General features: G+C 72.1%; 7 protein-coding genes. All 7 read right to left on the minus strand.

Translation table 11 applies throughout. The features are described from left to right. Positions 1-604, minus strand: a 604-nt coding sequence (locus tag ACWDS7_RS45075) for an MFS transporter (protein ID WP_451934298.1), incomplete at its 3' end; no start/stop codon positions are given. Positions 605-790: 186 nt separating this feature from the next. Then, positions 791-2,704 (minus strand): helix-turn-helix domain-containing protein, encoded by a 1,914-nt coding sequence (locus tag ACWDS7_RS45080; RefSeq protein WP_306863897.1) that lies wholly within the window; start codon positions 2,702-2,704, stop codon positions 791-793. 165 nt (positions 2,705-2,869) lie between these two features. After that, complete coding sequence (locus ACWDS7_RS45085; protein WP_306863899.1) at positions 2,870-3,616, minus strand: 3-hydroxybutyrate dehydrogenase; 747 nt, start codon at positions 3,614-3,616, stop codon at positions 2,870-2,872. A 99-nt stretch (positions 3,617-3,715) separates the two neighbouring features. After that, positions 3,716-4,285, minus strand: a complete 570-nt coding sequence (locus ACWDS7_RS45090; RefSeq protein ID WP_451934299.1) for a GyrI-like domain-containing protein — start codon at positions 4,283-4,285, stop codon at positions 3,716-3,718. Between the two features lie 52 nt (positions 4,286-4,337). Beyond that, positions 4,338-4,724: a tautomerase family protein gene (locus tag ACWDS7_RS45095; RefSeq protein WP_451934300.1), complete on the minus strand. Its 387-nt coding sequence runs from the start codon at positions 4,722-4,724 to the stop codon at positions 4,338-4,340. 26 nt (positions 4,725-4,750) lie between these two features. Next, positions 4,751-6,142, minus strand: coding sequence for a class II fumarate hydratase (locus ACWDS7_RS45100; protein WP_306863907.1), 1,392 nt, complete (start codon positions 6,140-6,142; stop codon positions 4,751-4,753). 36 nt (positions 6,143-6,178) lie between these two features. Further along, a complete protein-coding gene (locus ACWDS7_RS45105) occupies positions 6,179-6,403 on the minus strand; it encodes a hypothetical protein (RefSeq protein WP_451934301.1) in 225 nt (74 codons plus the stop codon). Positions 6,404-6,707 lie beyond the last annotated feature (304 nt).

Below are 6,707 nucleotides of genomic sequence, written 5' to 3' on the forward strand. Positions count from 1 at the left end.
GGCCCAGCAGCACCAGCAGGCCCGACAGCAGGAACGGGATGCGCCAGCCCCAGCTCTGGAAGGCGTCGTCGGACTGGACCGCGGCCAGGACCGCGAGCACCGCGGTGGCCAGCAGGTTGCCGCCGGGGGCGCCGGCCTGCGGCCAGGACGCCCAGAAGCCGCGCCGCGCGGTGTCGCCGTGCTCGGAGACGATGAGCACCGCGCCGCCCCACTCGCCGCCGAGGGCGAAGCCCTGGACGAGCCGGAGCGCGGTCAGCAGCAGCGGAGCCGCCGCGCCGACCGCCGCGTGGGTCGGCAGGCAGCCGATCAGGAAGGTCGCGCCGCCCATCATCAGCAGGCTGATGACCAGGAGCTTCTTACGGCCGAGCCGGTCACCGTAGTGGCCGAACACCAGCGCGCCCAGCGGGCGGGCGACGAAGCCGACCGCGTAGGTGAGGAAGGCCAGCAGGGTGCCGGTCAGCGGGTCCGACTTGGGGAAGAAGAGCGCGGGGAAGACCAGCGCGGCGGCGGAGCCGTACAGGAAGAAGTCGTACCACTCGATCGTCGTGCCGATCAGACTGGCCGCGACGATCTTTCCGATGGGGGTGCGGGTTTTCTCTGACATCTCACTCACCAATGGGTAGCGCTGTTGGGGGGATGTCGGCTCACGGTACGTAGTGACCGGCGTCACTCCTATGGCTCCGGCCGCCATACCCGGCGGCTGGTCTATGTGGATGCCCGCGGACACCCGTGGAGGGCCGAGAGGAGACCGGGGAGACCGGGGCCGGAGGGCGGGGCGGGAGGGTCGGCTTCAGTGGCTGAGGCGGTGGAGGCGCAGGGCGAGCTGGATCTCCAGGGCGCGCTCCGGATCCTGCCAGTCGGCGCCGAGGAGCTGGGCGACCCTGTCCAGGCGCTGGGTGACGGTGTTGACGTGGATGTGCAGGGCCTCGGCCGTACGCGACAGCGACCCGCCGGTGCCGAAGTAGGCGGTGAGGGTGCGGATCAGGGCGGTGCCCCGGCGGGCGTCGTAGTCGATCACCGAGCCGAGCGCCGAGCCGAGGAACGCCTCGATGTCGCGGCCGTCGCCGACGAGCAGCCCGACGAAGCCCAGCTCGGTGGCGCTCGCGCCCTCCCCGGCCCGGCCCAGGGCCAGCAGGGCGTCGGCGCAGCGCTGCGCCTCGCGGTGGGCGGCGGCCACCTCGGCGGGACCGCGCACCGGGCCCGAGGCGCCCGCGGTGGCGGGATGCCCCAGAGACCCGCTGAGCTCGGCCGCCACCCGTTTGGCGAGGTGACCGGGCCGGTCGCCGGGCAGGAGCAGCACCACCTCGTCCCCGCGCAGGGCCGCCAGGCCGTGGTTCAGCGTGGCCTGGGAGGAGGCCCAGAAGGCGGCGCGCTCGCGCCGTCCGCCGTGGCGGACCACCACCACCACGTGGTCGGCGTCCAGATCCACCCCGACCCGCCGGGCCCGCTGGCCCAGCCCCTCCAGGGCGGGGCGGGAGATCAGGTCGTCGAGCAGCTCGCCCCTGACCCGGCCCTCCGCCTCGGCCACCGTACGCCGGAACAGCAGGAGCAGCGCGGTGACCAGCGCGGCCCGTTCGAGGATGCGCTGGTCGGTGTCGGCCACCTGGCCGTCGGCCCGCAGCACGAGCGTGCACAGCGGCTCGCCGCCCACGTCCACCGACGCGACCAGCAGATTGCCCCGCTTGACGGTGCGGCCCAGCGCCCGGGACGACTGCGCGGCGTCCGCGATCATGGCCGCGGTCGTCTCGGAGCCCTGCCGCGTGCCCGCCGGACCGCCCTCCTGCGCCGGCACGCCCGCCGCCAGCTCGCCCGGGTCCCCGGTGATCGGCCGTCCCGCGTCGTCCAGCACGACCAGCGAGCCGCCGAGCACCTCGGTGACCACGGCGGCGACGTCCCCGACCCCGCCGCCGCGCAGCACCAGCCCCGTCATCCGGTCATGCGCGAGCGCGGCCCGCTCCACGGCCTCGCTGTGCGCGTTGACCTGCCGGTTGGCCTCGCTGAGCTCCTCCAGGGCGTTCCTGGTCTCCTGCAGCAGCCGGGCGTTGTCGATCGCCACCGCCGCGTGCGCGGCCAGCGAGCCCAGCAGCACCACCTCGTCCTGGGTGAACGGCCGCACGCTCCGGTTGGCCGCGAACAGCACCCCGATGACCCGCGCGCCGAGCTTGAGCGGCACGCCCAGGATGGCGACCAGGCCCTCCTCGTGCACCGCGTCGTCGATGTGGAGCTTGTGCCGGAACCGCTCGTCGGCGAAGTAGTCGGCCGTCGAGTAGGGGGTCGCGGTCTGCGCCACCAGCCCGCCGAGGCCGGCGCCCATGGCCAGCCGGAGCGCACGGAACTTGGCCGAGACCGAGCCGTCCGTCACCCGCATCCAGGTGTCGCCCCGCTCGGGGTCGTGCAGCGTCATGTAGGCGGCGTCGGTGCCCAGGAGCTGCCTGGCCCGGTGCACGATGGCCTCCAGCACCGCGTCGAGGTCCCGCAGCCCCGCCAGGTCGCCGGCGGTGTCGAACAGCGCCGACAGCTCGGCCTCGCGTTTGGCCCTGCGCCGCAGCAGCGCCCGCACCTTCAGCGCGGCGAGCTTGGCCTCCTCCAGCTCGGCCAGCGTCGCCGCGTCCGCCCCGCCGGCCCTGGCGGCCAGGATGGGCCCCTCGAACTCGACCGCCGACGCCTCCCTGGCCAGCATTTCGAGAAAGACCCGTGCACTCATGTCTTCCATTCTGATTGCGACGCTGCGCGTCGCGGCTCGGGTGCTGGTAACCGGTGGCTTCCCTCGTCGCTCGTCCGCTGCGCTCCCTCGCTCCTCAGTCCAGCTCACCGGCGCACCCTCGCGGTCTCATTGCGACGCTTCTCGTTGCGACGCTGCGTTTCGGGGTCAGCGGGCGGTCCAGCCGCCGTCCACGGGGAGGGAGGTTCCCGTGATGAACGAGCCGTGGGGGCCGCACAGGTAGGCGACCAGTTCGGCGACCTCCTCCGGTTCGATCAGCCGTTTGACCGCCGCGGGGGCCAGCATGATCTGCTCGACGACCTCGTCCCTGCCGATGCCGTGGGACTCGGCCTGGGCGTCGACCTGGTTCTCCACCAGCGGGGTGCGGACGTAGGCGGGGCTCACGCAGTTGGAGGTCACGCCGTGCGGGGCGCCTTCCAGGGCGATGACCTTCGACAGCCCCTCAAGCGCATGCTTAGCGGTGACATATGCAGATTTGTACGGCGAGGCGCGGAGGCCGTGGACCGAGGAGATGTTGACGATCCGTCCCCAGCCCCGCCCGTACATTCCCGGCAGGACCGACCGGACCAGCAGGAACGGCGCCTCGACCATGACCTTGAGGATCTTCGAGAAGACCTCCGGCGGGAAGTCCTCGACCGGCGCCACGTGCTGGAATCCGGCGTTGTTCACCACGATGTCCACGTCGCCGGGGAGCGCGTCCACGAAGTCGGGCGCCGACAGGTCCGCGACCACCGGCGTCCCGGAGACCTCGGCGGCCACCTTCGCCGTGGCCTCGGCGTCCATGTCGACCACCACCACATGCGCTCCGGCGGCGGCCAGCCGCTGCGCGCAGGCGCGCCCGATCCCGCTGCCCGCCCCGGTCACCACGGCTCGCCGCCCCGCTAGGTCACTCATGCTGCCGAATCTAGGCAATCAGCCGAATCCCGGCCCATGTCGTCAGCCACCATAGTCATGCCGCCGCCTATGTGTGCCGTGCGGACCTGTCCGGGGCCGTCACCCGGAGGCGACGGGATAGCGGATGATGGTCCGCATCTTCTCCGGTGCCGTACGGCCCGGCACGGACAGGTAGATCTCCTGGTGCCTCCCGGCGACGGTCAGCCCCTGGTCGGCGACGAACTTCAGCAACCTCTCGACGGTCGCCGGCTCCTCGCTGTAGGGACCGGTGTGCAGGATCTGGGCCGCCCTGCCTCCGGGGGCGTTGGCGAGCCGTATCCCGTCGACCTCCGCGCCGGGCTTCTTCCTCCGGACGGCGCTCACCGCCCGCGCCACCGCCTCGGGGGTGACCTGCTCCGGCTGGAGGATGCCCATGGTCCACCGCATGGACGCGCGGTCGTCGGGCGTGCCCTCCCACAGCCCTTCGAGGGGGGCGACCGAGTAGGTCAGCACCGGCTTGAGCTCCGCGCGGACCGCGTAGGCGACGCCGTACAGACCCTCGACGACGGCCTTGTAGTGGTCGCCGGACGGGTCTCCCGAGCCGTCCACCATGAGACAGGGGAGCGGGGGGACGTCCAGGAGCGTCGGCGCGGCCTTGGCCGTGTAGAGGCCGGGGTGAGTCTTCTTCATGGGGCCAGACTGGGCTCTCCCTTCAGGGGAGAGTCCAGCCGGCCTGTCGCGGTCAGACCGTGACCGGATAGGTGAGCGCCAGCTCGTCGCCGGGGACCCCGCGGATGCCCCAGTTGACCTGCGGCGATTCAATGATCACGATTTCCAGGTCCGCCGCCGGGAGGTCGAGCTCCTCCTGGGCCCGGGCGAACAGGGCGCGGATCAGGTCGCGCTTGGCCTCGTCCGACCGGCCCTGGAAGCAGACGATCTCCACGATCAGATACCGCTCGCTACGCTGCGGGCAGATCAGGTCCTCGGCGTCGAGCAGCAGGAACCGGTGGAACCTCTTGTCCTCCGGGAGCCGCCACACCTCGGTGAGGCAGCCGTGCACGGTGTCCGATATCTCCTGGCGCCGACCGGCCCAGACGTCGCGGCGGCCGTAGAACTTGATCTGGGTCATGGGGCGAGTCTCCCAGAGCTGTTGATCTACGACGGCGGCCGGGTCATGGACAGCACGTCGAGGAGGGCGTCGAGCTGCTCCTCGGTGAGGGTGCCCCTGGCGACGTGGCCGCGCTCGATGACGACCTCGCGGATGGTCTTGCGCTCCGCCAGGGCCTGCTTGGCTATCTTGGCCGCCTCCTCGTAGCCGACGTGCCGGTTGAGCGGCGTGACGATCGACGGGGACGACTCGGCGTATTCGCGCAGGCGGTCGGTGTTGGCCGTGATGCCGTGGACGCAGCGGTCGGCCAGCAGCCGGGAGGCGTTGGCCAGCAGCCGGATCGACTCCAGCACGTTGCGGGCGATGACCGGCAGCATCACGTTGAGCTCGAAGTTGCCCGAGGCCCCGGAGAAGGCGATGGCCGTGTCGTTCCCGATGACCTGCGCGGCGACCATGCACACCGCCTCGGGGATCACCGGGTTGACCTTGCCCGGCATGATCGACGAGCCGGGCTGGAGATCGGGCAGGTTGATCTCGCCGAGTCCGGCGCGCGGGCCCGAGCCCATCCAGCGGAGGTCATTGGCGATCTTGTTGAGCGAGACCGCGACCGTGCGGAGCTGGCCGGAGAGCTCCACGACGGCGTCCCGGGCGCCCTGGGCCTCGAAGTGGTCGGGGGCCTCGGAGAACGGGAGGCCGGTGGCCTCGCGGAGCTTCTCGATGACCTGCGAGGCGAAGCCGGGCGGGGTGTTGACGCCGGTGCCGACGGCCGTGCCGCCCAGCGGGAGCTGGGCGAGATGGGGGATCGCGCCGCGCACCCGGGCGATGGCGTTGTCGATCTGGGTGGCGTAGCCGCCGAACTCCTGGCCGAGCGTGACCGGGGTGGCGTCCATCAGGTGGGTCCTGCCGGCCTTGACCACCTGGTCGAACTCCAGCGACTTCTCCCGCAGCGCGGTGGCCAGGTGCCGCAGGGACGGGATGAGGTGGTAGGTCACCTCGGTCGTGGCGGCGACGTGGATGGAGGTGGGGAAGACGTCGTTGGAGGACTGCGAGGCGTTGACGTGGTCGTTGGGATGGACCGGGCGGCCCAGCCGCTCCTCGGCGAGGGTGGCGATCACCTCGTTGGCGTTCATGTTGGAGGAGGTGCCGGAGCCGGTCTGGAAGAGGTCGATGGGGAACTCGCCGTCCCACTCGTTCTCCGCCACGTCGGTGGCGGCCTCGGCGATGGCTTGGGCCAGCTCCTTGTCCAGCACCCCCAGCCCGGCGTTGACCTCGGCGGCGATCGCCTTGATCAGACCCAGCGCGGCGATGTGCGGGCTCTCCAGCCCGCGCCCTGATATGGGGAAGTTCTCCACCGCTCGCTGGGTCTGCGCCCGCCACTTCGCGTCCGCCGGGACACGTACGTCACCCATCGAGTCGTGCTCGATCCGATACTCGCTCATGGGTCCAGTCTGCGTCGTACGGGATAAAGCGGGAATTCAGCTCAGGGTCGCCGCCGCCAGGATCACGATCAGCACCAGGGCGAGGGCCGCGACCCCCATGAGGACGATCAGGCCGACCCGGGTCCTGGGCGGCGTGGTCGTCTGCTCTCCCTTGCCGCCCTGTCCCGCGATCGCGAACAGGTCGGTCCCCAGCCCTTGGTACCGCGGGTCGCCCCGCCTGGGCTCCTCAGGTCCCGCCTGATGCGGATGGCCGCCGGGCACGCCCGGTCCCGGCTGGTGCGGGGGGCCATCGGGTGTTCCCGGTCCGGGCTGCTGCCAGGGGCCCGGTGGCACGGGGCCCCCGTGACCGGGCAGCCACCCGGCGTCCGCCGGCTGGTCGTCCGGGGCGCTTCCCGGCCGCGGTCCCACCGGGGATCCCGGCCCCCAGGCCACCGGTGTGCCCGGCGCGGCCGGACCACGCCCGCCCGCGACCGGTGTGCGGCCCAGTCGGCGGAGTGGGGTTCGTCGGGGACTCCGCGGTTGAGGCACCACAGGTGGGTGAGCCAGTCGGCGGAGGTGTCGGGCC

The sequence above is a fragment of the Streptosporangium sp. NPDC003464 genome (genome assembly GCF_053588315.1).